This window comes from Gluconobacter thailandicus F149-1 = NBRC 100600 (assembly GCF_000964465.1).
Taxonomy (GTDB): domain Bacteria; phylum Pseudomonadota; class Alphaproteobacteria; order Acetobacterales; family Acetobacteraceae; genus Gluconobacter; species Gluconobacter thailandicus.
Map to the genome: position 1 here is coordinate 24957 of NZ_BANH01000008.1, position 25956 is coordinate 50912.

19 protein-coding genes are annotated in these 25956 nt (G+C 56.2%); 13 read left to right on the forward strand and 6 right to left on the reverse strand.

Features of this window, described 5'->3' with window-relative positions; all coding sequences use genetic code 11:
• Positions 1 to 5: 5 nt before the first annotated feature.
• The gene (cysK, locus tag B7444_RS02870) at positions 6 to 1001 is read right to left on the reverse strand and encodes a cysteine synthase A (RefSeq protein WP_007283460.1); all 996 of its coding nucleotides are present in this window, start codon (positions 999 to 1001) and stop codon (positions 6 to 8) included.
• A gap of 310 nt (positions 1002 to 1311) precedes the next feature.
• Here cysK and B7444_RS02880 point away from each other — a divergent pair, with 310 nt between their 5' ends.
• The 5 genes from B7444_RS02880 to B7444_RS02900 all read left to right on the forward strand — a co-directional run bounded on the left by B7444_RS02880 (position 1312) and on the right by B7444_RS02900 (position 5431).
• Positions 1312 to 1506 (forward strand): hypothetical protein, encoded by a 195-nt coding sequence (locus B7444_RS02880; protein ID WP_007283459.1) that lies wholly within the window; start codon positions 1312 to 1314, stop codon positions 1504 to 1506.
• 119 nt (positions 1507 to 1625) lie between these two features.
• Positions 1626 to 2576 (forward strand): ABC transporter permease, encoded by a 951-nt coding sequence (locus B7444_RS02885; protein WP_007283458.1) that lies wholly within the window; start codon positions 1626 to 1628, stop codon positions 2574 to 2576.
• Positions 2573 to 3556, forward strand: a complete 984-nt coding sequence (locus B7444_RS02890) for an ABC transporter permease (RefSeq protein ID WP_007283457.1) — start codon at positions 2573 to 2575, stop codon at positions 3554 to 3556. The genes B7444_RS02885 and B7444_RS02890 overlap by 4 nt, the downstream gene beginning before the upstream one ends.
• Positions 3546 to 4499 carry an ABC transporter ATP-binding protein gene (locus tag B7444_RS02895; RefSeq protein ID WP_007283456.1) on the forward strand — a complete coding sequence of 318 codons (954 nt, stop codon included), beginning with the start codon at positions 3546 to 3548 and terminating at the stop codon, positions 4497 to 4499. Before B7444_RS02890 ends, B7444_RS02895 begins: the two co-directional genes overlap by 11 nt.
• The gene (locus B7444_RS02900) at positions 4496 to 5431 is read left to right on the forward strand and encodes an ABC transporter ATP-binding protein (RefSeq protein WP_007283455.1); all 936 of its coding nucleotides are present in this window, start codon (positions 4496 to 4498) and stop codon (positions 5429 to 5431) included. Before B7444_RS02895 ends, B7444_RS02900 begins: the two co-directional genes overlap by 4 nt.
• Positions 5432 to 5434: 3 nt before the next feature.
• Here the strand turns inward: B7444_RS02900 and B7444_RS02905 are convergent, their stop codons facing one another.
• A complete protein-coding gene (locus tag B7444_RS02905; RefSeq protein WP_035729365.1) occupies positions 5435 to 6049 on the reverse strand; it encodes a LysE family translocator in 615 nt (204 codons plus the stop codon).
• Positions 6050 to 6161: 112 nt separating this feature from the next.
• On the opposite strand from B7444_RS02905, the gene B7444_RS02910 reads away from it, so the two are divergent.
• The 6 genes from B7444_RS02910 to B7444_RS02935 all read left to right on the forward strand — a co-directional run bounded on the left by B7444_RS02910 (position 6162) and on the right by B7444_RS02935 (position 16699).
• Positions 6162 to 7607, forward strand: a complete 1446-nt coding sequence (locus B7444_RS02910; protein ID WP_007283453.1) for an aminotransferase-like domain-containing protein — start codon at positions 6162 to 6164, stop codon at positions 7605 to 7607.
• Between the two features lie 125 nt (positions 7608 to 7732).
• Positions 7733 to 10135, forward strand: coding sequence for a TonB-dependent receptor family protein (locus B7444_RS02915; RefSeq protein ID WP_035729362.1), 2403 nt, complete (start codon positions 7733 to 7735; stop codon positions 10133 to 10135).
• Between the two features lie 267 nt (positions 10136 to 10402).
• Positions 10403 to 11863: a xanthine dehydrogenase small subunit gene (gene xdhA / locus B7444_RS02920; protein WP_007283451.1), complete on the forward strand. Its 1461-nt coding sequence runs from the start codon at positions 10403 to 10405 to the stop codon at positions 11861 to 11863.
• On the forward strand, positions 11856 to 14183 hold the full coding sequence (xdhB, locus tag B7444_RS02925; protein WP_007283450.1) for a xanthine dehydrogenase molybdopterin binding subunit: 2328 nt from the start codon (positions 11856 to 11858) through the stop codon (positions 14181 to 14183). Before xdhA ends, xdhB begins: the two co-directional genes overlap by 8 nt.
• 2 nt (positions 14184 to 14185) lie before the next feature.
• Complete coding sequence (xdhC, locus tag B7444_RS02930; protein WP_007283449.1) at positions 14186 to 14977, forward strand: xanthine dehydrogenase accessory protein XdhC; 792 nt, start codon at positions 14186 to 14188, stop codon at positions 14975 to 14977.
• A 294-nt stretch (positions 14978 to 15271) separates the two neighbouring features.
• The gene (locus B7444_RS02935) at positions 15272 to 16699 is read left to right on the forward strand and encodes a glucoamylase family protein (RefSeq protein ID WP_007283448.1); all 1428 of its coding nucleotides are present in this window, start codon (positions 15272 to 15274) and stop codon (positions 16697 to 16699) included.
• Positions 16700 to 16713: 14 nt separating this feature from the next.
• Here B7444_RS02935 and treZ read toward each other — a convergent pair whose 3' ends face one another.
• The 3 genes from treZ to glgA are packed head-to-tail and all read right to left on the reverse strand — an operon-like array spanning position 16714 to position 22343.
• A complete protein-coding gene (gene treZ / locus B7444_RS02940) occupies positions 16714 to 18471 on the reverse strand; it encodes a malto-oligosyltrehalose trehalohydrolase (RefSeq protein ID WP_007283447.1) in 1758 nt (585 codons plus the stop codon).
• Positions 18472 to 18489: 18 nt separating this feature from the next.
• A complete protein-coding gene (gene glgB, locus B7444_RS02945) occupies positions 18490 to 20691 on the reverse strand; it encodes a 1,4-alpha-glucan branching protein GlgB (protein WP_007283446.1) in 2202 nt (733 codons plus the stop codon).
• A gap of 11 nt (positions 20692 to 20702) precedes the next feature.
• The gene (gene glgA / locus B7444_RS02950) at positions 20703 to 22343 is read right to left on the reverse strand and encodes a glycogen synthase GlgA (RefSeq protein ID WP_007283445.1); all 1641 of its coding nucleotides are present in this window, start codon (positions 22341 to 22343) and stop codon (positions 20703 to 20705) included.
• 216 nt (positions 22344 to 22559) lie between these two features.
• On the opposite strand from glgA, the gene glgX reads away from it, so the two are divergent.
• Complete coding sequence (glgX, locus tag B7444_RS02955) at positions 22560 to 24713, forward strand: glycogen debranching protein GlgX (protein ID WP_007283443.1); 2154 nt, start codon at positions 22560 to 22562, stop codon at positions 24711 to 24713.
• Positions 24714 to 24780: 67 nt separating this feature from the next.
• The gene (locus B7444_RS02960) at positions 24781 to 24969 is read left to right on the forward strand and encodes a YqaE/Pmp3 family membrane protein (protein WP_010503854.1); all 189 of its coding nucleotides are present in this window, start codon (positions 24781 to 24783) and stop codon (positions 24967 to 24969) included.
• Between the two features lie 66 nt (positions 24970 to 25035).
• Here B7444_RS02960 and B7444_RS02965 read toward each other — a convergent pair whose 3' ends face one another.
• Positions 25036 to 25830 carry an SDR family NAD(P)-dependent oxidoreductase gene (locus B7444_RS02965; protein ID WP_186810568.1) on the reverse strand — a complete coding sequence of 265 codons (795 nt, stop codon included), beginning with the start codon at positions 25828 to 25830 and terminating at the stop codon, positions 25036 to 25038.
• Between the last annotated feature and the right edge of the window lie 126 nt (positions 25831 to 25956).

Below are 25956 nucleotides of genomic sequence, written 5' to 3' on the forward strand. Positions count from 1 at the left end.
TGTTGTTATGCCAGCCCGTCGAAAAGCTGTGTGGAGAGATAGCGCTCCGCAAAGGAGGGCGCGATCACGACAATGGTCTTGCCGCGGCTTGAGGCCTTCTTGGCCAGAGACATCCCTGCATAAAGGGCTGCACCGGAGGAAATCCCGATGGGGATACCTTCAACGGCGGCACAGAGCCGAGCCGTCGTCAGGGATTCCTGCTCCGAAACTTCAATGACGCTGTCGAGCGCGCGGAGATCCAGAGTGTCCGGTTGGAAGCCCGGTCCAATGCCCTGAATGCCGTGCGGACCGGGTTCGTCGCCATGCAGAACCGCACTTTCCCGGGGCTCCACACCAATGACCTTGATGGCCTTGCTGAATTTTTTCAGACCGTGCGCAATGCCGGACGCCGTGCCACCGGTACCAAGACCGGCAACAACCATATCCACTTGTCCGGCAGTATCATTCCAGATTTCGAGCGCTGTAGTCTGCTCATGAACAGCAGGGTTGGCGTCGTTCTCGAACTGGCTCGGCATCCAGGCGTCCGGAAGTGTTTCCATCAGTTCTTCCGCGCGACGGATGGCACCAGCCATGCCATCATTGGCGGGAGTGAGTTCTGTTGTCGCACCCATCAGGCGCAGCATCTTCCGACGCTCGGTAGAGGCACTTTCCGGCATGGTGACGATCAGGCGGTAGCCTAGCGCCACGGCGGCAAAAGCAAGGGAAATGCCTGTATTGCCGGAGGTTGGTTCAATAAGAACGGTCCGGCCTGGTGTAATGAGGCCCCGTGTTTCCGCGTCTCGCAGCATGGCAACGCCGATGCGGTCTTTGACAGAGCCGAGCGGGTTGAAAAATTCAAGCTTGAGAAGCAGCCGTCCGTGCAGCTTTTCCTGCTCGGTCAGACGGGGGAGGGCGACGAGCGGCGTGCCCCCGACAGTTTCCAGAAAGGAGTTGTAAACTCTGCCACGTGGAGCGGCATAACCTTCAAACGGAGCGGGGGAAGACACGACCTTTTTGTTCATGGCATTTCTGTATCACAGGACTTGAAAAAGGGCAGACTGGAATTTCTCAATAAAACAACGATAACGTAATGTTGTATAAAACATTTCTATCGTAAATATTCATTGTTAAAAGTTGTATATTGACGCTCAGATCCTTTCCTGCCTAATAGGGGGCGTCATCGACCTCCATAAGAAGGGCATCTCCATGATGTGTCGAATGTGTAGCTGGCAGCCGTCGTGCTGCCGTGTTTCCGCCGCCCGGAAACCCCTTTCCCTATTTCCGTAATTTCCCGACAGCACAGACATGTCGGGCACCTGAAGGTTCGACATCATGCTTGGTTCTACGGTTATCGAAATCAACGGTATTTTTCTTGGCGTTGCCATTCTTGTCAGCACGACGGGCGCACGCCGGTTCTATGCAGCCCATGAAAGCGTTCGCGCGCTGCATAATGAAACAGTGGCGGATCTTTCTGCCCTGCGGCGACGTGTTGCCCAGCACGCCCGGACTGTTTTGAAGCCGATCTGAAACTTATACCTCACGTTTCTTCCCTCACGGCTCTTCTCTTCCCTGAACTGTCAGCTAGAACGGAATCCTGAACAGTTCATCGGATGGGAGTGCGCGTGGGGGAAAACGGTTTTTTGCGAATGGTCCGTGCCCTTTCGGTGAAGAGGGACGTCATCTTCGCCATAGCGGCACTGGGGCTTGTTGTTCTGGCAAGCCTGTGCGCGCCCCTTTATGCGCGTATGGCTGGCGTGGACCCGTTTTCTTCCAACGTTGCCGGGACGACCGTGCGTCATGGGCAGACGCTCGACCTGATGCAGCCCAATGACAATCCGCTTCACCTTGGTCTGACCCCACTGGGGCCGGACTGGTCTGCGAGTGCCTATAGTCTGGGTGCAGATTCTCAGGGACGGGATGTGGCGTCGCGCCTTCTTTATGGGGGGCGAAGTTCCCTTCTGATCGCGTCCGCCGCGGCGTTTTTGTGTCTGTGTCTATCGGGCAGTATCGGGATCTGTGCAGGATATTTTGGGGGATGGGTGGATATTCTGCTGTCCCGGCTTCTGGATATTCTCTGGGCGATTCCGGTTTATCTGTTCGCTATTTCCCTTTCCGTTGTTACGGTCGGCCACGGGATTCATTTGGGGTTCGTGACGCTTGGTGCTGACAGCTTCCTGATTCCCATCGGCATTATTGCGCTGGTCTATGTGCCTTATGCCGCCCGTCCGTTGCGTGCTCGTGTCCTGAGTTTATCACGGGCCGAGTTTGTGATGGCAGCGCGGGGAATGGGGGCGTCTGATTTTCGTATTCTCCGACGTGAAATCCTGCCCAATCTGGCGCCGTCCATGGTTGTTCTGGCACCTTTGGTCATGGCGCTCTGCCTTTTGGCGGAATCGGCATTGTCGTTCCTGTCGCTCGGTGTTCAGGCACCATCGGCTTCTTGGGGAACATTGATTCAGGACGGCGAAGGGCTGCTCTATACGCGCCCGATTGTGGCGATTGCTCCAGGTGTTGCCATCGTCATTACCGTGCTGGCCCTGAACATTCTGGGAAATGCCCTGCGCGATTATCTGGACCCGAAGGGAGCCGGACGATGATCGCAGCGCTTCTGTCCCGTATCGGCCAGATGGCTCTCGTCATTTTCGGTATTTCCGTTCTGGTATTTTGCATTTTCTTTGCCACGCCGGGGGCAGATCCGACGGCACGCATCGCCGGGCGTGGAGCGAGCCCCCAGGTTATGGAACGCGTGCGGGCGGAATACGGGTTCGATCGGCCGTTGCCTGTTCAGTATGTGCGCATGATGGAGAAGCTGTTCGTCAGCCGCGATCTGACGTCTTTCGTCAATCACGGTCAGAAGGTCGTGCCGGAAGTCGCTTCTGCCGCTCCCGTGACGCTGTCTTTAGTGGTCTGGGCAGCGTTCTTCTGGGTAGCTGGATCTTTGGGAATTGGAATTGTCTCCGCTGTAATGCGTGATAGCTGGGTGGACCGGTTTCTGATGGTGCTGGGGCTGATTGGCTTGTCCATGCCGGTCTTCTGGCTGGGCGAGGTCGTGAATCTGTTCACGCAGAGCCGCTGGCATGACACCTGGATGTTCCGCTGGGTGCCACCATTGGGCTATGTGCCGCTCACGGAAAACCCGCTCGGTTGGGCGCGATCTTTGCTTTTGCCGTCTCTGACACTCGCTGTGTCTTTTATGGGATTATACGCGCGCATCCTTCGTTCGGAACTGCTGTCCGCCATGGGTGAGGACTCTATTCGTACCGCTCGGGCCAAGGGGGCAGGACCTGCTCGTGTCTGGCTGTGGCACGGGCTGCGTTTGTCGTGGTTAAGCTATGTGTCGCTCTTCGGGCTGGATTTTGCACAGCTGCTTGGCGGTGGCGCACTCCTGACGGAAGTTGTGTTTGCCCTGCCGGGCGTGGGGCGATTGACCTATCAGGCCCTCGCTACCCTCGATCTGCCGCTCATCATGGCAACGGTCATGTACGCCGCGATCTTTGTCGTGATTGCGAACGCGCTGGTGGACGGGATTTATACGTTGCTCGATCCGCGCATTCGGGAGGGGCAACATGGGCGCTGATTCCTTGCTCGATATTCAGAACCTGAAGTTGGATCTGCCGGATGGCCGACGCCTTCTGGAAGGCGTGTCCTTTCAGGTGCAGGCCGGTGAGGCGTTGGGTGTGGTCGGGGAATCCGGTTCCGGAAAAAGTCTGACGGCAATGAGTGTCATGGGGCTTTTGCCCGGCCTTCGAGCGTCTGGTCAGATCGTGTTTGCCGGACAGGATCTTGTCGGTCTGCCTGACAAATCCATGCGCAAGCTGCGTGGCGCAGGGATTGCCATGATCTTTCAGGACCCCATGACGGCTTTTCTACCCGTCCGTTCCATCGGGGCGCAGATTGATGAGCAGATTCGGCTGCATCAGCCTCTGAGTCGACGCGAAGCGCGCGCCCGGACGGTGCAGCTTCTGGGGCGAATGGGCGTGCCCGACCCGGTAATGGCGGCCAAGCGCTATCCCCACCAGCTTTCAGGGGGGCTGCGGCAGCGTGCGATGATTGCCATGGCGCTGTCCTGTTCTCCCGATTTGCTGATTGCGGATGAGCCCACAACGGCCCTCGATGTGACGGTGCAGGCCCAGATCCTGACGCTTTTGCGGGAAATCCGGGATGAGGGCGCAGGCGTGATGCTGATTACCCATGACATGGGCGTGGTCGCGCAGGCCTGCACGCATGTTGCGGTGATGTATTCCGGGCTGGTGGTGGAGCGTGGTCCGGTGCGGGATGTTCTCGACCGTCCACTGCATCCTTATACACAGGCTCTCCTAGCCGCCATCCCACCCTTGGAAGGGCCAAGGCCTGAGCGGCTTCCAACCATTCCCGGACAGCCACCCACCCCGGAAAATCGACCGTCCGGCTGTGTATTTGCCCCGCGATGTAGCTTTGTGCGGCCAGACTGTGCAGTCCGTCCGGCATTGATCGAAACAGAGGAAGGGCGGCGCGTGGCATGTGTCCTGTACGCAGCATGAGTGTTCTTCTTGAAGCCCGGAGGCTTGAGAAACAATACAGACTGGGCGGTGGCCGTGTGCTGCACGCTGTTTCGGATGTATCGCTTCAGGTGCATCGGGGGGAGGCTCTGGCGCTTGTCGGGGAATCCGGCTGTGGCAAGTCGTCTCTCGGGCGTACGCTGATTGGTCTGACCCATCCCACCTCGGGCGAGGTTCTGTTTGACGGACAACGGATTTCTGGTCTGTCAGACCGTGCATTGCGCCCGTGGCGTGCCCGGATGCAGATGGTCTTTCAGGACTCCTCTGCGGCCTTTAATCCCCGCCGAACGGTAGGGGAGTCTCTCGCCGAACCCCTCCGGATTCATGGTCGCAAGAACATTCGCGCCCGCGTTGATGACTTGCTGGATCAGGTGGGACTGGCCCGCTCGGTGGCCGACCGATACCCACACGAATTTTCTGGTGGCCAACGTCAGCGTTTGAATATCGCCCGTGCGCTCGTATTGGGGCCGGATCTTCTGGTTGCGGACGAGCCTGTCTCCGCGCTTGATGTTTCGGTTCAGGCGCAGATCGTAAATTTGTTCCGGGATCTGCGTGCGTCGCTGGGCGTGGCGTGCGTCTTTATTTCCCATGATCTGTCCGTTGTCCGACAGATGGCGGACCGGATTGCTGTCATGTATCTGGGCAGCATCGTGGAAGAAGGGGACGGACTGGAGGTTCTGGATCGTCCGGCTCACCCTTACACAAAGGCTCTTCTGGATGCTGTTCCGCGCCCGGATCGTCCGTTGCCGCCGCCGTTAAAAGGCGATGTTCCCAGCCCGGTCAATCCGCCGTCAGGATGTCGCTTCCACACACGATGCCCGATCGCGCAGCCAAAATGTGCGACGGACCGCCCCAGTCTCCAGCCTTGTGGAACGGGGCGGCGCGTAGCGTGTCATTATCCGCTAGTGGCCTGAGTGTCAGTGTGACGCTGTTTCGAACGCCAGCGGATAGAGGGACGCCACCAGAAGCAGGGCCATCGTGTAATTGAAGCTTTTCAGCAGCAGGGGGCGATGCAGCCAGCGTCTCATGCCTGCGCCAAATCCGGCCCAGAGTGCCACGGACGGAAAGTTCACGAGGCCACAGATCAGACCAGCAATGGCGAGGTTGAAGAAGAACCCTTCCTTGGGCACGTATGCTGCAATGATTCCCACAGCCATGACCCAGGCTTTCGGGTTGACCCACTGAAAGCCGACAGCCTGCAGAAAGGTGATCGGCTGACCCCTGCCATTGGCGTCTGGTGTGGAAGACGACATGGCAATCTTCCAGGCCAGCCAGAGCAGGTAGGCCGCGCTCGCATATTTCAGAGCCACATAGAACCATGGTGCATGTTCAAACAGGCTTCCCAGGCCCAGCCCGAGCAGAACCACCATCACGACGAAGCCGAGTGCCACGCCTAGCATATGCGGAATGGTTTTCCGAAAGCCATGTGTCAGCCCTGAAGAGGCCAGCATCATGTTGTTCGGTCCGGGCGTTACGGAGGCGACAAACGTGAAGAGAACGAGCGGCGCGAAAGCCTGCCAGTAAGTCGGCATGACGGAATTTCCTGTTGCAGACGGGATCGTCCTGCGCACTATGGCAGTTGCTACCGGAACAGTACCGGTACAATCTGGTAGCATTCTTTCAGACTGTACCGGAGGTTTGACCATGCCAGTTTCCGTTGCGCCATCCGGAATTCTGCCGGTTTGGAAGCCCGTTCGTGGGGCAGACAGAACCCTGGTCGAACAGCTTGAAGCCGAGCTGGCAGGGCGGATCGACGCGCATATGCTCAGGCCGGGCAGTCGCCTGCCGTCGGTCCGTAAAATGGCAGAAAGCGCGGGTTTGAGCCGCTATACGGTGATAGAGGCTTATGAACGTCTTCAGGCCCGAGGGTTGATCCTGTCCCGGCCGGGTGCCGGATACTTCGTGCGGCCACCTGTGGAACTTCCGGTGGTGGCAGAAGCTGTCGTGCAGAAGCAGACAGAGCCCTCCCGGCTTAATGTGACATGGCTCCTGCGTGAAATGTTTGGAACCGGAACGTCCGTAAAGCTCACAGCGGCATCAGGTGTTTTGCCGCCGCACTGGCTGGATGCTGATCTTGTGGCGGGTGCCATCCGGGCTAGTGCCCGTTCAGATGTCGAGGGGCTTCTGCACTATGGTCATCCGCAGGGGAGCTCGCAGTTGCGTAAACACATCGCTGCGATGTTGGGTGCACAAGGCATAGCGGCGCATCCGGATCATCATCTGATGACAACGGCAGGTGTGACCCACGCAATAGATCTTGTGCTCCGGATGATGGTTCAGCCGGGTGACACAGTTCTGGTCGAAGACCCCGGATGGCCTCTGATTTTCGGGCGTCTTGCCGCTTACGGCGCGCGGATTATCAGTGTTCCCAGGCGGCGGGAAGGTCCGGATCTGGCGATGCTGGAGCAGTTGGCTGCGGAGCATCGTCCGAAGCTCTTTCTGATCAACAGTGTGGTCCATAACCCGACGGGCTACACGTTGGGAGCCGCCGCTGCACATGATGTGCTTCGTCTCGCCGAGAAGCATGATTTCATGATTCTGGAAGACGATACTTACGCGGATTTCTATGATGGAACAGCCATTCGTCTTGCCTCCATGGACCGTCTGCAACGCGTCATTCTCGTCACCGGGTATGCCAAAACGCTGGCAGCCGGACTGAGGGTTGGCGTTCTGGCTGCGAGGCCGGATCTGGTGGCCCGTCTGATTGATCTCAAGCTTCTGGCAGGTCTCTGTACGCCGCAACTTGGAGAAAACGTCATGACACGTTTGCTCAGGGAAGGGCATTACGGGCGGCATCTGCTGAGGCTCCGGCAAAAGGTCAATCAGGCGCGGCAGAAGTGCGTTGATGCGCTGATGGCCTGTGGCCTGAACGTACCGTATCTGCCACCGGCGGGAATTTTTGTCTGGGCGGATTGTGGGCAAGATTCAGAAGCGGTGGCGCGCGCTGCGTCTGAGGCTGGGATGCTGCTGGCGCCTGGGACGCTTTTCTCATCCACGCAGGCACCGTCCACCATGTTGCGCTTTACGGTGAGTGCTGTGGAGCAGGCAGAACTCTGGCCAGCCTTGGCGTCCCTTCTCAGAAGGACATAATTTTCCATGTTGCGAAATTGCAACGGATGGCACTGCAGAGTCAGAAATCATACGATATAAAATTGACACACTAAGAATAAAAACTTTCCAATGCCGGGTCTGATATCCAATGAAACGGAATCCCAATGCCCCGAGCATCTCGGCTTCTTCTGTCCGGCGTTGCTCTGGCTGGTCTGATTGCAGGCTCTGCCAGCGCGGCTATCCAGAACCCCCGGCATCATCACGCGACCACGACAAAAAAAGTATCTCCTCAGTCAAAAACGACTGCGAGCCGGCCTAAGCCGTCCGTCCAATCGGGATCGGAAGCCGTGACTGTTCGGGCGCATCGGAGTGGACCGCATAGTGCGGTGGAAGTTATCAACCGCCAGACGCTGGACCATTTCGTCGCGGGTACAAGTCCGATGCAGGTGCTGGCCCTGACCACGCCGGGCGCTAATTTTGCATCCGATGATGCTTTCGGTCTCGATACTGTGGCGAATACGCTCTATGTGCGCGGCTTCAATCAGACCCAGCTCGGCGTTTCCCTGGACGGTATTCCGATGGGCGGCCAAGGCTTTCATAACTGGAACGGCCTTGGCGTTGACCAGATGGAAATTCAGGAAAATATCGAGAGCTTGACTATGTCTCAGGGGGCGGGAGCACTGGATACACCGTCTGCACAGACCCTCGGTGGGGCGATTACGTTCACCTCCAGTGATCCGGAAAACAAGGCTGGTGGCCGTATCAGCCAGCTCTTCGGCAGCAACCACGGTTTTCGCACATTTGCGCGGGCTGACAGTGGTGTGCTGAATGCAAGCGGGACGAAATTTTATGCCGCTTATGCCCGCACAGCACAGGATCTTTGGAAAGGCTACGGAGATCAGCAGGAGCAGCAGGCCAATTTCAAGCTGGTGCAACCTGTTGGAGACCGCGGCAAGATTACAGCCATTTTCGATTATTCAAATTTCGAGCAATACAATTACCTCAGCCTGACCAAAAACATGTGGCAGAAGATGGGGCGTAATACGACCTATCTCAAACCGAATTATGAACTGGCCAAGGAATACGCGACCTACGCCCAGAATGGCGGTGTCCCGAGCAATCTGGAAGGCATTCTGTCCAATGATGAAATTGGCGATTACGCCTATGACGGAACCCAGACACAGCGGAATTACATGTCTGCCATTACGGGAGATTTTAAGCTTTTCCCGAATGTGGATTCCAGGACGATTGCTTACGCGCATGTTTCGAACGGCGATTACAGTGCGACCAATCCGTTCCTGACGTCGCCCACCTCTCAGGTTCCGATGGTCATGGAAACCGGGCATCCGGATGTGCGGCGACTAGGGTTTGTGCAGAATTTCGATATTCAGGCCGGCCATCATAACGATATCAAGACGGGTATCTGGTACGAGAACGACCGCTTTAATTACCCGATGGAAATGTATGAGGATGGGGTGGATAAACCACATTCGTCCATTTCAAACTTCAAGAACGGTACAAAGTGGTGGGAAGACTCTTTCAATACCAATACCTTCCAGTTCTACCTGCAGGACACATACCATATTCTTCCTGAAATGACGGTGACAGCCGGGTTCAGGTCTCTTCTTCAGACGACCCATGGTGGTACCAGCATTGATAATTCGAGCACGCTTTCAGACTGGGGCGTTTATTACAGCCATCCAGCATCCGGAAGCCTGACGGCTGCCAATGCGTTTCTGCCGCATTTCAATTTCGATTATCATTTCCTGAACCAGCACGAAGTCTATTTCGACATTGCCGAGAACATGCGCGCCTATGACTATGGCGCGCAGAGTGGAAGCGGAAATGCCTGGGGTGGGTTGGGGAATTCCAATAATTCTGCACAGTCTGTTTTTAACGCAAACCAGAAGACGCTGCGTCCGGAGCGGACGTGGAATTACGTTGTCGGGTATCGCTTTAACTCGCACTTCTTTTCCGGCAGTGCGGATTTTTATCATACGGATTATTATAACCGGCTGGCTGGTATCACGAGCGGCTCAACGGGGAATACCTACAGCGCCTTCATGAATGTGGGTCATGAAACCATGAATGGGGCCGATGTTGCGGGTACGATCCGGCCCTTTTCCGGATTGGCTATTACCAACAGTTTCAGTTGGAACAACGCAACCTATGAAAATTCAAGACTGCCCTATAATGGTAGTTACATCAGTATCAAGGGAAATCATCAGGTCTATTATCCGAAGTTCATGTACAAGGCGAACGTAACATATACGTGGAAGCGTGCGACGTTCAATTTCAATACGACTTATACCAGTGCGCGTTACATGACTTATACAAACGACGAGAAAATTCCCGCATACTGGACCTCTAATCTTACTGCGACGTATGATTTCGGAAAAATCGGGTTTGTTCAGAACTTCCAGACGTCTTTTGGTGTCACGAACCTGTTCAATCAGGATTATATTGGTGGCGTATATGGCGCCGCTTCTGTCTCCGGGGACGACAATGCAAATCTGTTCGTCGCTGCTCCCCGACAGTTTTTCGGGACCGTCTCAGCAAAGTTCTGATTTTTCTGTTGCAAGAACCCCGCAAACACCCGGCCATCGTGCCGGGTGTTTTTATATTGTGACTTTCGATTGAGTGCGCTCTCGAAAAAGCAACGCATCATGCGTATCTTGGTACTGGACGGCAACGCCCGCGATAGTGCACGAGTCTGCTAGTCTTCCCCTTTCCATATCCGGGATTCCCCGCTTTTTTCAGGGTCGCATTTTGCCAGTCCATCCAGAATTCTTTCTTTTGTCAGTGCAGGTTTCGCGTTCAGGGAGGCAGATGTGATGAGACAGGCCGTTCAGTTCTATCTTGGTGACGAACGCTGTGCGCTGACCGGCATCTCTCCGACGCTGACGCTGCTGGACTGGCTGCGTGAGCGTGGCCGGACCGGAACAAAAGAGGGCTGCAACGAAGGGGACTGCGGTGCCTGTACGGTTCTGGTTGTGCGTCTGGAGCAGGGCAGGCTGGTCTGGCGTGCAGTCAATGCGTGCATCCAGTTCGTGAGCATGCTGGATGGGGCGCAGGTCTATACGATTGAAGATCTCGGTACGCCGGATGCGCCACATCCGGTTCAGGCCGCAATGGTAGAGCAGCATGGCTCCCAGTGCGGTTTCTGTACGCCCGGTTTCGTTATGTCCATGGCGGCCTATCGCAAGACGCCGGGCGCGACGGATGATGACGCGAAGATTGATGATGCACTGGCGGGAAATCTGTGTCGCTGCACAGGATACGCCCCCATCGTGCGCGCCATGAAGCAGTCCATGACTGCGGGGCCTGATCGTTTTGATGCACAGGTTCAGATCATTTCAGAGCGTCTGGTTGAACTGAATGATGGTGAAACCGTGCAGCTTTCCGGTCCGGAAGGCACGCTGACGGTACCGGGAAATGTGGATGTTCTGGCTGAAACATTGCAACAGAACCCTGACGCCACCATCGTTGCAGGGGCTACGGATGTTGGCCTGTGGGTAACGAAAGGCATGCGGCAGCTTCGGCATGTCGTGGCCATTGGCCGTGTGCCAGAACTTCGCCGGATGGAACGAACAGCGCAAGGTCTCACGATCGGAGCCGCCGTGACGTATCAGGAAGCGCAACCCCGCATTGCAGAGCTGCTGCCGGATGCAGGCGAAATGATCCGTCGTCTTGGTTCAACGCAGGTTCGCAATAGCGCGACGGTGTGTGGAAATATTGCGAACGGCTCCCCGATTGGTGATGGACCACCGATGTTTATTGCCGCCGGGGCCACGCTTCATCTGCGTCTGGGTAATGAGCGTCGTTCTTTGCCGCTGGAATCCTATTTCATTGCTTATGGAAAACAGGATCGTCGTCCGGGTGAATTCGTGGAAGGCGTGACCATTCCGGTTCCTCCGCAGAATGCGCAGTTCCGGGCCTACAAGATTTCCAAACGCTTCGATCAGGATATTTCCGCTGTTCTGGGGGCCTTCATGATGGAGCGGAATGCTGACGGCATCATCACGTCCGTGCGTCTGGCTTATGGCGGCATGGCAGCAACCCCTAAGCGGGCCGAACAGGCGGAAGCCGCGCTGCTGGGACGTGCTTGGAATGAAGAGGCACTTGAAGCGGCACGTGCTGCTATCGCACAGGACTTCACGCCACTGACCGACATGCGTGCGACGGACTGGTACCGCCGCACGGTTGCGGCCAACCTGTTAACGCGTTTCTTTGAAGAAACAACCGGTGGCCCGCAGGCGCGCCTGGCTCGAACCGGAGGACTGGCCCATGTCTGAGGTTCGCAAGACGCTGGTTCAGGGTGCTGCATCAACCAGCATGAAGCATGAAAGCGCGATGCTGCATGTGACAGGGCGCGCAAATTACATCGACGACATGCCTGAGCCGAAAGGCATGTTGCATGTTGTTCCGGGGCTGAGCACCAAGGCTCATGCGCGGATCGTCTCCATGGATCTGACCGCCGTACGGTCTGCACCGGGCGTGGTCCGTGTTCTGACGGCCGAGGATGTTCCGGGCGAAAACGAGATCAGCCCGGTTCATGCTCATGATGAGCCCCTGCTGGCCACGGATCATGTCTATTACTGGGGGCAGCCCATGTTCGCCGTGGTGGCGACCTCCCGTCAGGCTGCCCGTCAGGCCGTCCGGCTTGCGAAGATCGAGTATGAAGAAAAGCCTGCCGTCCTGAACGTCGCTCAGGCGCGGGAAGCTGGTGGCGATCTGGTCTGGCGCCCGCTGGTCATGAAACGCGGTGATGTGGATACCGGGTTGTCTGCTGCGCCGCGTCGTCTGTCTGGCCGTATTACGATGGGCGGGCAGGAGCATTTCTATCTTGAAGGGCAGGCCGCTCTGGCTCAGCCGGGTGAGGCTGGGGAAATGCGTGTCTGGTCGTCCACGCAGCATCCATCTGAAACGCAGCACCTGGTCGCCTGCGTTCTGGGCCGGCCGCACCACCTTGTTACGACAGAAGTGCGCCGGATGGGCGGGGGCTTCGGTGGTAAGGAAACACAAGCCAATGCTGCGGCCTGTCTGGCGGCCATTGCGGCTGATCTGACCGGCCAGGCTGCCAAGATGCGCCTGGACCGTGATGACGACATGATGATGACCGGCAAGCGGCATGATTTCGTCGTCGATTATGATGTCGGTTTCACGGATGACGGCGACATTCTGGCAGTCGATATGGTTCTGGCCGCCCGCTGTGGCTGGTCCGCCGATCTGTCCGGTCCTGTCGTGGATCGTGCGCTGTTTCATGCAGACAACGCGTATTTCTATCCGGATGTGCGGTTTCGTTCCGAGCCACTTCGAACCAACACGCAGTCCAATACGGCCTATCGAGGGTTCGGTGGCCCGCAGGGTATTGTCGCGGCAGAGCGCGTGATCGAAGAAGTTGCATTTGCGACGGGACTTGATCCGGTTACGGTGCGGCTGCGCAATTTCTATGGAACGACAGATCGGAACATCACGCCGTATCACATGACGGTGGAAGATTCGATCAGCCGGGAAATCGTTACGGAACTGGTGCGACGCTGTGATTATGCCAAGCGCAAGGAAGAAATCCGCGCTTTCAATAAAACCAGCCGTTACATCAAGCGCGGGATTGCTCTGACGCCGGTAAAATTCGGCATTTCTTTCACGGCGACACACTACAATCAGGCTGGTGCACTGGTTCATGTCTATACGGATGGTTCCGTGCAGGTGAACCATGGCGGGACCGAAATGGGGCAGGGTCTGCACACGAAAATGGTGCAGATTGCCATGCGTGAGTTCGGGCTGACGTCCGACCGGGTCCGCATTACTGCCACCACAACTGGCAAGGTTCCCAACACATCCGCAACGGCTGCGTCTTCCGGGGCGGATCTGAACGGCATGGCAGTTCTGGATGCCATTACCAAGATCAAGCGTCGCATGATCGCGTTTGCTGCCGAGAAGTGGAATGTCGCTGAGGAAGACGTGCAGTTCCTGCCTGATGGCGTGCATGTCGGGTCAGACGTCATGACCTTTCAGCAACTGGCCTGGCAGGTTTATTTCGCCCGTATTTCCCTGTCTTCCAACGGGTTTTACAAAACGCCCAAGATTTCCTGGGATCCGGCAACAGGGCGGGGACGTCCGTTCTATTACTTCGCTTATGGCGCGGCCTGTGCGGAAGTGTCCGTTGATCTGCTGACGGGTGAGAACACCATGGACCGCGTGGATATTCTCCATGACGCCGGGCAGTCCCTGAATCCGGATATTGATGTCGGGCAGATCGAAGGGGGCTTCGTGCAAGGCGCGGGCTGGCTGACAATGGAAGAGCTGGTCTGGGATCCCGCTGGTCGTTTGCGGACACATGCACCCAGCACCTACAAGATCCCGGCCTGTTCCGATCGTCCGCGTATTTTCAACGTGGAGCTGCTTGAGAACATGCCGAACCGGGAGGAGACGATTTTCCGGTCCAAGGCGGTAGGAGAGCCACCGTTTGTGCATGGTGTGGCCGTCCTTCAGGCCATTTCAGATGCTCTCGCCAGCCTGAATGACTACAAGACCTGTCCGCAGCTTGATGCGCCCGCCACGCCGGAACAGGTTTTGCGTACTGCCATGAGCCTGCGTGGCGAGATCGACTGACCATGCTGGAAGCCATCCGCCGCTGGCGTGATGCGGGGGAGGCGGTGGCCAGGATCACGGTTCTGGTTGCCAAGGGATCCACCCCGCGTGAAGCCGGGGCCTACATGCTGGTGACGTCGCGCGAGCAGGTTGGGACGATTGGCGGCGGCCGTCTGGAGTGGGACTGCATGGCAGAGGCCCGTACTCTTTTGACGGAGCGCGGAGGTCGTCTTGAGCGGCATATTCCATTGGGGCCGGCCATCAACCAGTGTTGTGGCGGTGCAGTCACCGTCAGTATCGAGCGTGTCGTGGACATGGGTGCGCTTGAGCGCGAGGCGTGGACAGAGCGGGAAGGGCTGCCTCAGTTGATCCTGTTCGGGGCAGGGCATGTCGGGCGGGCTCTGGCAAAGTCTCTTGCACTGTTGCCGTTAAGGCTCGTTTGGGTTGATGCACGGCAGGATGAATTCGGGCCGGTTCCGCCAACTGTTGACGCGCAGGTTACGTCTGACTGGGAGTCCATTCTTGAGGCGACGCCTGCCGGGTCTGGCGTTCTGGTTCTGACACAGAGCCATACGCTGGATGCGCTGATTACGGGCGCAGCACTGGCACGAAACGATTTGCGATACGTGGGTCTGATTGGCTCACGGACGAAGCGCAAGCGTTTTGAAAGCGCTTTCCGGGCGATCGACATTCCGCAGGAGCAGATTGATAAGCTGGTCTGCCCGATCGGGGATTTCGGCGTTCGGGACAAAAGACCTGAAATGATTGCGGCCTTCGTGACAGCAGAAATTGCAGCCCGGTTTCTTGGAGAGTGAGTTTCCTCGGCGGATGGGAATCGCACGTGTAACGGAAGCTTGCAAAATAGTATTGATTCTCAGGTTTCGGAACCCATCATATTCATTAATATCGGCAGTTTTCTGCGGGTTAAAATCATCACGATCTTGTGATGTAACACCACATTCAAGTGATACGTCGTCTGCGCTTATGGTGACCATATGAGCACTGACTTTCGGATGCAGCCTGCGCCAGGCAGCAGGTTTCTCTCGACAGCACGACGTGCAGGACAACGGTTCTGTGCTTCCTCCTCCCGTCTTCTCCGAACTGGAGCGATGGCAGGGGTTGTGCATTTTGCCCTCTCTTCAGGAACTGCGCTTGCCGCGAATACCGGTCCTGTTCAGGCAGCCAATCCGGCCGCGCTGACCAAAACCGATCAGGCTTTCGTGGAAGACCTGGAGCACCGGACGTTCCAATGGTTCTGGGACATGGCCAATCCTAAGAACGGACTGGTACCGGATCGCTCACCGCTTCCCAATGGTGCGGCCAGCATTGCCAGTGTGGGGTTTGGGCTTACGGCTTATGGCATCGGTGCTGAACGCGGCTATGTTACACGCGATCAGGCCATTGATCGTACCCTGACAACGCTGAGGTTTCTCATCAATCTGCCGCAGAACGACAAGGCTTCAGGTGCTTCCGGCTACAAGGGATTTTTCTATCACTTCCTTGATCCGAATACGGGCCTGCGTGTTGCGGACTGGTCTGAACTTTCGAGCGTAGACACAACGCTTCTGATGGGCGGCGTTCTGTTCGCACAGTCCTACTATGATCAGGACAACGCGAAAGAAAAAGAAATCCGCGATATTGCGGACCGTCTGTATCGCCGGATCGACTGGACATGGATGAAAGCCCATGGCCCTTGGCTCAGCATGGGCTGGTCTCCGCCGAACAACTTCATCACGACGGACTGGAAAGGCTACAATGAAGGTCTGATCATCTACCTTCTGGCTATCGCTTCTCCGACGCATCCTCTTCCCGCTGACACATGGAAGACCTGGACTGCAACTTATGACGGACAGTGGGGTGACTTCCAGGGACATCAGCTCCTGAATTTCGCGCCGATGTTTGGTCATCAGTACAGTGAATCCTGGATCGATTTCCGCGGCATTCAGGATGACTTCAATCGCAAGCATAATGATGATTATTTCCAGAACGGACGTGAAGCCGTGTATGCGCAGCGCGCCTATGCACAGGCCAATCCGGGCGACTGGAAAGATTACGGTGAGAATATCTGGGGTCTGACGGCCTGTGACGGCCCGGGTGATGCCCATCAGGATTACAACGGTAAGCCCCGTCATTATCTGGCGTACAGTGCGCGTGGGGCCGGACGGGATTACATTCTGGATGACGGCACCATTGCTCCGACTGCGGCCGGTGGGTCCATCGCCTTTGCACCGGAAATTGCGCTTCCAGCTCTGGAAGAAATGCGCAAGCGTTATGGAAGCCGGATCTATAACCAGTATGGCTTCCTGGATTCCTTCAATCCGTCCTTCAAGGACAAGAACGACTACTGGGTGGACGGGCAGCAGCTCGGGATTGATCAGGGGCCTATTCTGCTGATGCTGGAAAACTGGCGCAGCGGCTTTGTATGGGACGTGATGAAAAAGAACCCATACCTGCGCGATGGTCTGGAACGCGCAGGATTTCAGGGCGGATGGCTCAGCGAGAAGACCGCGTCCAGCAAGAGCGATCGCCCGCTGTAAGGACGATCCTCTTTTTAAAGAGGGCGATCCAGTCCTGCGACCAGACTCCCCGCTGGAAGTTTTCCGGGGTGGCGGTTCAGGACTGTCTCGTAGAACACCGTTTCGGGGTCTGTAAAAGCAACGCCCTCTTTTCCAAGATTGACGGCAATGGTTAGCAGACTACCATTTGCCAGCGTCCAGCGTGCAACAACAGCCTTGTCTCCCAGAATATCGGCTCCGGCACTGTAGGCACCTTTCAGATAGGGTGTGATTTTCGAGTGCCGAAGTGACAGGAGTTCCCGTGTCATTGCCAGCCATGCCTGCCCTGAGGGGCCTTCACGCTGGAGCCGGTCCGGTTTGGACAGTCTGAAGGTTTTTGGATCTATGGGACTAGGAAGTGTCTTGAGGATTTCCGGGTCTGTCAGGTTGCAGTACTCCGCAAACTGCTCTTCGCGCCCGAGAACGACTTTCTGACCGATTTCGCCATGAAAATCTGAAAAGAAATAGAATGGTGTTGTGGAACCCCATTCTTCCCCAAGGAAAAGCATCGGCGTCATGGGGCAAAGCAGAAGCAGGGCATATGCCGCGCGAAAGGCAGAGGGGTCCGAAAGGGTAATCAACCGCTCTCCAAGAGGGCGATTGCCGATCTGATCATGGTTCTGGAGAAACGTAACGAACTTGGTGGGGGAAAGATCGCTGCTGGGTGTGCCGCGCGGCTTCTTGCGCGGGGGGAAATATTCGCCCTGCCAGGCTAATCCTTCCGTTAGAACCCGCTTGAGAAGGCCGGTTGTTTCCGTATGGAAGGGCAGAAAAAATCCCTTGTCTTCACCGCTGAGCATGACGGTGAGGGTGTGATGCCAGTCCTCGCACCATTGTCCCGAATAACCGTCACGCAGCAGTCCTGCATCGTTGTTTTCGTTCTCAAGAATGAGATGGACATGACGTCCTTTTTCGATGGTTTTGTGGATACGGCTCTGGAGTTTATAGAACCATTTCCGATCCGTAATGGCCCATGCCGCGTCGATCCGTAGTCCGTCGAAACGATATTCCATCAGCCAGTACAAAGCATTGTCGATGAAGAAGTCGGCAACGAGCGGATTATGGAAATCAATGCCATCGCCCCACGGCGTATCATAGCGCGGGTCAAAGAAGCCTTTGGCGTATTCCAGAAGGTAATTTCCGTCGGGGCCGAAGTGATTATAGACCACATCCAGAAAGACCATCAGGCCCAGTGAATGGGCATGATCGATCAGGTCCTTGAGGTCATCCGGGGACCCATAGGCCGGTGTTGGCGCATAAACGAGAACACCGTCATAACCCCAGTTCCAGTGCCCGCTGAAACTGTTGACGGGCATGAACTGAACGGTTGTGATGCCAAGGTCGGCCAGTTCCTGAAGGCGGCCTTTCATACCTTCGTAATTGCCTTCAAGACCGAGATGCGTCTCGTAAATGATCGTCTCTTCCCAGGGGCGCCCCTTCCAGTCCGGATGTTTCCAGTCATATGATTCCGGGTCCAGAACCTCGCTGCGTCCATGCACGCCATCGGGCTGAAAACGGCTGGCAGGGTCTGGAACCGTTATTTCATCCCGAACCCTGTAGAAGTATCTGGCCCCTGCGCCACAGGGAACGTCCGCTGTAAATGTTCCGTCTGGATGGCGGCGCATTGTGACGGGCGCAAGGTCTTCCACCTCAACCACGACCCTGTCACAAGACGGTGCCCAGAGCGTGAAACGCGTACGATCCGGAGCGATGAGGTCCGCACCGAAGCGGTTCCTGAACCTGAATGAAGGCATGGGGATAGACCCTTTTTCTCAGGAGGCGGGAGAAAGATAGAGAACGGCCAGTGGCGGCAGTGTCAGAACGACGGACTGTGCCATGCCATGAGCGGGAATATCCTGCGCATGGACCTGTCCCTGATTGCCAAGATTGCTGCCACCGAGGGCTTGTGCATCGGTATTGAGCAATTCCCGCCATACACCGCCCCACGGAACGCCAATGCGGTAGTCCATGCGAGGGACTGGTGTCATGTTTCCGACAACCAGAACTGGTGGCGATCCGGGAGCCTGTCTGAGCCATGCAAAAACAGCGTTCTGGGTGTCATCCGCGATGATCCACCGAAAACCTTCGTAGCTGTCCTCAAGGGCGTGGAGGGCTGGTAGGTGCCGATAAAGTCTGTTCAGAGAGCTGATCGTGTCATGAACACCGCGCCCGTAATGGTCGGACAGTCGATACCAGGCGAGTTCTCCTTCGTGATCCCATTCCTGTGGCTGGGCGAGTTCCCCTCCCATGAACAGGAGTTTGCGGCCCGGATAGGCCCACATCAGGGCGTAAAACGCACGAAGATTGGCGTGTTTTTGCCACTCATCCCCGGGCATCTTGGCCAGAAGGGATCCTTTTCCATGAACAACCTCATCATGGGAAAGGGGCAAAATAAAGCGCTCAGAATAGGCGTAAACCATGCCGAATGTGAGGTCCGAGGGATGGTATCCCCGCCAGAGCGGATCGCGCTCCATATAGCGCAGCGTGTCATGCATCCACCCCATGTTCCACTTGTAATCGAACCCGAGACCACCTGTCCGCGCTGGTGCGGTTACACCGGGCCAGGACGTTGATTCCTCAGCAATCAGGAGTGTGTCCGGGTGCAGGCCATGAAGTGTTTCAGAGAGATGGTGCAGGAAATTGACGGCTTCGAGATTTTCGCGGCCACCATGAATGTTGGGGCGCCATTCTCCATTTTTGCGGCTGTAGTCCCGATATAACATGGACGCGACGGCATCGACGCGCAGACCGTCGATATGGAACTGTTCCAACCAGTGAAGAGCGCTGCCTGCCAGAAAACCGCAGACCTCATTGCGTCCATAATTGTAAATTAGCGTGTGCCAATCCTGATGATAGCCTTCCTGCGGGTCGGCATGTTCGTACAGATGTGTCCCATCGAACTGGCTGAGACCGTGCTGATCGGCCGGGAAATGCGCAGGAACCCAGTCAATAATGACGCCCAGACCTGCCTGATGGCACCGATCCACAAACCGCGCGAATTGCGCACGCGATCCATGGCGCACCGTCGGGGCATAGAGGCTCAGCGGCTGGTATCCCCAGGAGCCGGAATAGGGATATTCCGCTATCGGAAGGAGTTCCAGATGTGTAAAGCCCAGTTCCTGAAGATACGGGATGAGCGTATCCCCCAGTTCATCCCAACTGATGATTTCATGACCGTGCTGCGGGTGGCGCCAGGAAGGGGCATGAATTTCATAGATTGAAAGAGGGGCCGTACTGGCCTGCCGAATATGGCGAGCGGTCATCCAGTCGTCATCATGCCACTCGAACGCATCAGGGGGAGCAATAACGGAGGCGTTTGCAGGCGGCAGTTCGGCGGCCTTTGCGTAAGGATCAGCCTTGGCAGGAAGCACTTTTCCGGAATGGGATACTATTTCGTATTTGTATCGTTCTCCGGCCTGCACGCCAGGAATGAAAAGTTCCCAGACGCCTGATCCGTGACGGAGACGCATGCAGTGTCTTCGGCCATCCCAGATGTTGAAATCACCAACAACAGAAACACGTCGGGCATTGGGTGCCCAGACTGCAAAGCGAACGCCTGACACACCATCCACAGTCATCGGGATGGCGCCCATCATACGGTCAATCTGCTGATGCTTTCCCTCCGAAAACAGATAAAGATCCATGTCTCCGAGCAGCAGATCAAAGCTGTAGGGATCATGAGTTTCCTGCCAGGCGTCTGCCCAGCGGATGCGAAGATGATACCGCGCCGAACGCGGCAGTGTTGCCGAGTACAGCCCACGGTCATCAATGCGGCGCATGATTTTTTCAATGGTTTGCCCGGACGACTGCTCCATCATCAGATGAACTTCCACGGCATCAGGATAGAAGACCCTGACAATGTCCTGCCGATTGTCACGGTGCCGTCCCAACAGTGCGAAAGGGTCTCCGCACTGGCCATTCATAAGAGCGTCAATCATGGATTGCAGTGCAGAATTGACCGTACGAGCGAGCATAGAGGAGACTTTCAGGGGCGGGTGCCTGTACGCGGTGGAAATGGAACAAGAGACGACGTCGTCGTACCCGCTGCCGAGCGGGGCATACGGGCAACCTGGCGCGACAGGCGCGGACGGGCTGAGTTGGGATCGGCGCGCCTTGGAGCGATGTCAGTACCGGTATCGGTCATGATTGTTTCGTATCCGGACATTTCCTGGAGAAGCTGCGCATATTGAGCGGCTTTTCCATTCCATGAGACATCATGCAGTGCACCGTTGCGCTGCATCCGTGCCCAGACGGCTTTCTGGCGAAACAGTGTCTGAGCCCGGCGAATGGCGAGATACAGCATGTCTTCCGTCGTCGGGGAGAACAGAATGCCGTTCGCCACGCCTTCCGAGACCGCAGCGGAATTTGCATCAATGATTGTATCGCTCAGACCTCCAACGCGTGCCGCAATGGGAATTGATCCGTAACGGAGCGCGTGAAACTGCGTCAGCCCGCAGGGTTCGAAACGCGACGGAATCAGCGAGGCGTCCACCGCAGAATGCAGCCGGTGCCCAAGCGTTTCGCTGTAACGGAGATGACAGACGAAGTTGTCAGGGTAGCGGCTCCGAAGAGCTGCAAACTCCTGCATGATGGTTGCATCGCCTGTTCCCACGACTGCGAGCTGGATATTCTCCTGAAACAGGCGTGGCGCCACACGTGCGAGAAGATCAGCGCCTTTCTGGGTTGTGAGGCGACTGACCATCCCCAGCAACAGGGCATCTGCTTTCTGGGGAAGGCCAAATTCCGCCTGAAAGACACGCTTGTTAGCCCTGCGCGCCATGATGTCTCCGACGGCATAGGGGAAAAAGACAGACGAATCTGTCATGGGGTTCCATTCGTGAAGATCCACGCCATTCAGGATGCCCGTGAGAACGCTCGAACGCGCACGGAGCACGCCATCCAGGCCCATGCCTTCTTCCGGGGTCTGGATTTCTTCGACATAGGTTGGAGAGACACTGATCAGCCTGTCTGAGAGCTGAAGCGCGCCTTTCATGAAGCTGATCTGACCATGATATTCGATCTGCTCGGGCGTGAAAGACGCGTCAGGCAGGCCAAATAGATGGAGCATCTCTCGTGGATACAGCCCCTGAAACGCCAGATTGTGGATGACATGTGCAACTGGCGGGGTAGGTTTCTCCATATAATGCAGATAGGGAGCCACAAGTCCGGCGTGCCAGTCATGAGTCAGAACGGCATCAGGTTGCCATTCAGGCAGTAGGCCCGTGGCAATCAGCGCGGCAACGCGGCACAGAACGGCATAACGGATGCCGTTATCGCTCCAGGGCTGTCCGGAGGAATCAAGATAGGGGTTTCCTGGCCGGTCATACAGTTCGGGTACATCAAGGGCGTACACGGTGTTGCTGTCTGCTCGTCCGTGCCAGACCGTAACAGTATGCCCAAGAACGTTATCAATCCGGGCCGTTTGTATTTTGCCGGACAGGGCGCGAAGAACAGAGGGATAGCCGGGCAGAAGGGTCCGTGTGCAGACGGCATGTTTTTCAAGCGCGGGGGGCAGGGAGCCAACGACGTCTCCCAGTCCTCCGGTTTTGACGAAGGGATACATCTCTGCAGCGACCGACAGGAGCTGTAACTCCCGTTTTGTCGGAACGGGCGTATTCTTGAGCATTGCACACCCCCCTCTTGCTGTCCGACCCGTTTATTCGCGGACGTTCGCTGATTTTGGCTTTCTGATGGCACAACGCCTGACAGGGTGTGTTGGAACCGGCATCACGGATAAGTTATCGCCTCTTGCAGAGGCTCTTTCCGCGTTACTGGTTTGAAGGCTGCGCGGCTCTGCCAGGGGGCAGGAAAACCGGCTCGCGTCTTTTCTGGAACAATAAGTATGAGCAGTTCGCGCCAGAAGGGATTACAGGAAGGAAGCCCCAACCGTCTGGGGGCCATGTTTGAAAATGACGGTGTCAATTTCGCAGTCTTTTCAGCGCATGCAAAAGCGGTTGAAGTCTGCCTTTTCGAGGATGACGGTGTAAGGGAAACAGATCGGATCCGCCTTCCGGAATACACCGATCATGTTTTTCATGGCTGGGTTCCGGACCTCAAACCCGGACAGCTTTACGGGTACAGGGTTCACGGTCCTTACGAGCCTGATGAAGGGCATCGTTTCAATCCGAACAAACTGTTGCTTGATCCTTACGCTCGAGCGTTTCAGGGAGATCTGAAATGGGATCCTTCCCTTTTTGGTTATGAATTGGGGCACGCAGACAAGGATCTGAGTTTTAGCGCTACGGACAGTGCGCCTTTTGTGCCGAAAGCGATCATTATCGATCCAACGCCTCAGCTTTTCGACCATCCGAATACGTCATGGACTGATACGGTCATCTACGAAATGCATGTCAGGGGTTATACGAAACTGCACCCGGATGTGCCGGAAAAACTTCGCGGAACATATGCCGGTCTTTCCAACCCGGAACTGTTGAAAAGCATTCGGGAACTGGGTGTAACAGCGGTCGAGTTCCTGCCGGTGCAGAGTTTCGTCAATAGTAAGTTTCTGGCGGATAAGGGCCTGAGCAACTACTGGGGATACAATACAATCGGCTTTTTTTCACCGGAAAGCCATTACGCATCCGATCCGTATAGCGCTACGCAGGAATTTCGTGCTCTGGTTCGGGCCTGTCACGAGGTTGGTCTCGAAGTCATTCTGGATGTTGTTTACAACCATACGGCGGAAGGAAACGAGCTTGGGCCAACGCTCTCTTTCCGTGGTCTGGATAATATTTCCTATTATCGTCTGATGCCCGATAGTAAAAGACATTACATAAACGAAACGGGTACTGGAAATACATTCAGCCTGACCCATCTGAATTGCATCCGGTTCGTGGCGGATAGCCTGCGATACTGGGTTGAAGAAATGGGTGTTGATGGGTTCAGATTTGATCTTGCAACGATATTGGCGCGTGAAGAAGACGGCTTCCATAATGATTCCACGTTTCTTCGCGTCTGCCAGCAGGACCCCATACTGTCTCACGTCAAACTGATTGCCGAACCTTGGGATGTGGGGCCGGGAGGTTATCAGGTCGGGAATTTCCCGCCGGGCTGGGCGGAATGGAATGATGTATTCCGCGATACGACACGCGATTTCTGGCGAGGGAAAGCCAAATCGGCAGAACTGGCGCCCAGACTGCTTGCCAGCCCTGACCGGTTTAACCACAGCGGGCGTCGCACATGGGCCTGCGTGAATTTCGTCACGGCTCACGATGGTTTTACGTTGATGGATTGCGTGTCCTATAATGAACGCCATAACGAAGCGAATGGCGAAGACGGGAAAGATGGTTCGCCAGACAACCGGTCTTACAACTACGGTGTGGAGGGCCCAACGGACGATCCTGACATCAATGCCGTTCGCTGGCGTCAGTGCCGGAATATGCTGTCTACTCTGCTTTTGTCTCAAGGAACGCCGATGATTGTGGCGGGAGATGAGTTTGGTCGCACGCAGCAGGGCAATAACAACGCCTATTGTCAGGATAGTGAAATTTCCTGGCTGCACTGGGACATCAGCGACGAGGGAAGGCGCCTTCAGTCTTTTGTAAAACGCCTGACCGAACTGCGGCATCGCTATCCGATCCTGCACCGCAGTCGCTTCCTTACGGAGGCTTACAACAAGGAACTGGACGTTCAGGAGCTAAGCTGGGTCACGGCAACCGGTGGGCTGATGATGCCGGAAGACTGGCAGCACGATCAGTGTTTTGGGCTCATGATAGATGGTCGCAGTCAGAGAAGCGGCATTGTGAGGCGGGGCTCGGATGCAACGGTCCTGATTGTCTTCAATGGATGGAAAGATTCCGTTCCTTTTATTCTGCCAGAAACAAACGAGGGTCGCTGGAAGCTTCTGCTGGATACAAACCAGCCGGATGCGGGAGCGGAAATCGAAAAAGAGGTCTTCGAGCAGAAGTTCGAATACACCGTCACAGGCCATTCCGTACTTTTGCTGGAACTGATCTGCCGCGATGAAGGAGAATGCAGGGACGGGGGCGCAAACTAGGTCGGTGTTGCATCTGCGGCGCTCCTCGCGAACAATGGCTCAACCTGTCAAAGGAAAGGAACATTTTATGCGTCTCATTCTGGCACTGCTATTGCCATGGCTTCAGTTCTTCACCATTGGGCGTCCGTTCGCGGGGATTATCTGCCTGTTCCTTCAGGTGACGGTCATCGGGTGGATTCCGGCGGCAATCTGGTCCGTCTATGCACTCAGCCAGTATCGAACTGACCAGAAAATCTCCGCTGCCCGACGCGGTTGAGCCTGAAAACAGAAAAACCCGGGTCCAGTCAGGGCCCGGGTTTTTCAGTCGCGCTGCCTGCGGGCTTCAGATCGTATCGACCGTGCCGCCGTCCACACGCAATGCCGCACCTGTTGTCGCAGACGCGAGGGGAGAGACCGCATAGACGACCATATTCGCCACCTCATCTACAGTTGCCATGCGCTGAAGAATGTTGCTGGGTCTATGCTTCTTCACAAAATCCGATGCCAGTTCGGTAACAGGCTGGGTGCTGTCCGGATTCTGGGCTTTCAGCATGGCTTCAACGCCTTCCGATAATGTCGGTCCGGGCAGGATCGAATTGACGGTGACATTCGTGCCGGACATGTCCTTGGCCAGTCCACGGGCCAGCCCCAGCATGGCCGTCTTGCTAACGCCGTAATCAATCATTTCAACGGGAATATTGAGGGCGGATTCAGACGCAATGAACAGAACGCGTCCCCAGTTACGCTCTTTCATTCCCGGCATATAGGCTCGTGCAAGACGCACGCCGGAAAAGAGATTGATTTCAAAGAGCTTCTGCCAGCTTTCATCCGTCGTTTTGAAGAAATTGTTTGGGCCGAAAATACCGGCATTGTTGATGAGAATGTCCACCTGACTTTCTGCAGAGACAAGGGCATCGCAGCCTTCTGCCGTACCGACATCCGCAACCACACTGCGAAAGCTGCCACCGGGAACATGTGCGCGCAAAGTTTCCAGTGCTCCATCAAGAGTGTCCTGTTTGCGGCCATTGATAATAACCGTAGCATCGGCTTCTGCCAGGCGGCGGGCAATGGCCAGACCAATTCCGCCGGTGGAGCCGGTCACGAGGGCGGTGCGGCCGCTCAGATCAATACCCAGCATGATGCGATATCCTTTAGGTGAAATGTTTGTGAAGGTGAAAACGCCTGATACCGTGCAAAGTCGCACCAGCGTTCTGCAAAAGAGCGCATACGGTAGCGGGACGAGCCGCTGCAGAGATGCTATGCT

What these genes read in the sequence shown, in the direction of transcription:
- cysK (WP_007283460.1), bottom strand. Translation starts at nt 1,001, where the DNA reads ATGAACAAAAAGGTCGTGTCTTCCCCCGCTCCGTTTGAAGGTTATGCC.
- B7444_RS02880 (WP_007283459.1), top strand. Translation starts at nt 1,312, where the DNA reads ATGCTTGGTTCTACGGTTATCGAAATCAACGGTATTTTTCTTGGCGTT.
- B7444_RS02885 (WP_007283458.1), top strand. Translation starts at nt 1,626, where the DNA reads ATGGTCCGTGCCCTTTCGGTGAAGAGGGACGTCATCTTCGCCATAGCG.
- B7444_RS02890 (WP_007283457.1), top strand. Translation starts at nt 2,573, where the DNA reads ATGATCGCAGCGCTTCTGTCCCGTATCGGCCAGATGGCTCTCGTCATT.
- B7444_RS02895 (WP_007283456.1), top strand. Translation starts at nt 3,546, where the DNA reads ATGGGCGCTGATTCCTTGCTCGATATTCAGAACCTGAAGTTGGATCTG.
- B7444_RS02900 (WP_007283455.1), top strand. Translation starts at nt 4,496, where the DNA reads ATGAGTGTTCTTCTTGAAGCCCGGAGGCTTGAGAAACAATACAGACTG.
- B7444_RS02905 (WP_035729365.1), bottom strand. Translation starts at nt 6,049, where the DNA reads ATGCCGACTTACTGGCAGGCTTTCGCGCCGCTCGTTCTCTTCACGTTT.
- B7444_RS02910 (WP_007283453.1), top strand. Translation starts at nt 6,162, where the DNA reads ATGCCAGTTTCCGTTGCGCCATCCGGAATTCTGCCGGTTTGGAAGCCC.
- B7444_RS02915 (WP_035729362.1), top strand. Translation starts at nt 7,733, where the DNA reads ATGCCCCGAGCATCTCGGCTTCTTCTGTCCGGCGTTGCTCTGGCTGGT.
- xdhA (WP_007283451.1), top strand. Translation starts at nt 10,403, where the DNA reads ATGAGACAGGCCGTTCAGTTCTATCTTGGTGACGAACGCTGTGCGCTG.
- xdhB (WP_007283450.1), top strand. Translation starts at nt 11,856, where the DNA reads ATGTCTGAGGTTCGCAAGACGCTGGTTCAGGGTGCTGCATCAACCAGC.
- xdhC (WP_007283449.1), top strand. Translation starts at nt 14,186, where the DNA reads ATGCTGGAAGCCATCCGCCGCTGGCGTGATGCGGGGGAGGCGGTGGCC.
- B7444_RS02935 (WP_007283448.1), top strand. Translation starts at nt 15,272, where the DNA reads ATGGCAGGGGTTGTGCATTTTGCCCTCTCTTCAGGAACTGCGCTTGCC.
- treZ (WP_007283447.1), bottom strand. Translation starts at nt 18,471, where the DNA reads ATGCCTTCATTCAGGTTCAGGAACCGCTTCGGTGCGGACCTCATCGCT.
- glgB (WP_007283446.1), bottom strand. Translation starts at nt 20,691, where the DNA reads ATGCTCGCTCGTACGGTCAATTCTGCACTGCAATCCATGATTGACGCT.
- glgA (WP_007283445.1), bottom strand. Translation starts at nt 22,343, where the DNA reads ATGCTCAAGAATACGCCCGTTCCGACAAAACGGGAGTTACAGCTCCTG.
- glgX (WP_007283443.1), top strand. Translation starts at nt 22,560, where the DNA reads ATGAGCAGTTCGCGCCAGAAGGGATTACAGGAAGGAAGCCCCAACCGT.
- B7444_RS02960 (WP_010503854.1), top strand. Translation starts at nt 24,781, where the DNA reads ATGCGTCTCATTCTGGCACTGCTATTGCCATGGCTTCAGTTCTTCACC.
- B7444_RS02965 (WP_186810568.1), bottom strand. Translation starts at nt 25,830, where the DNA reads ATGCTGGGTATTGATCTGAGCGGCCGCACCGCCCTCGTGACCGGCTCC.